Annotated in this window: 2 tRNA genes; both read right to left on the reverse strand. The window is 49.8% G+C overall.

The features are described 5' to 3' along the window. Positions 1 to 41: 41 nt before the first annotated feature. A tRNA-Leu gene (locus GVO63_RS19470) sits at positions 42 to 126 on the reverse strand. A gap of 7 nt (positions 127 to 133) precedes the next feature. Next, positions 134 to 209, reverse strand: a tRNA-His gene (locus GVO63_RS19475). Positions 210 to 211: the final 2 nt, after the last annotated feature.

The raw sequence follows: 211 nt of genomic DNA on the forward strand, positions 1-211 counted from the left end.
TATAACTATTTATAGAGACAAGCGTTATAACGCTTTTAATTTGGTGCGGAAGGAGAGACTTGAACTCTCACGCCGTGAAGCACTGGAACCTAAATCCAGCGTGTCTACCAATTCCACCACTCCCGCGAAAAAGTGGGGTGGACGATGGGACTTGAACCCACGACAACCGGAATCACAATCCGGGGCTCTACCAACTGAGCTACGCCCACCA

The sequence above is a fragment of the Alteromonas sp. KUL106 genome (assembly GCF_009811415.1).
Classification (GTDB): Bacteria; Pseudomonadota; Gammaproteobacteria; order Enterobacterales; family Alteromonadaceae; genus Alteromonas.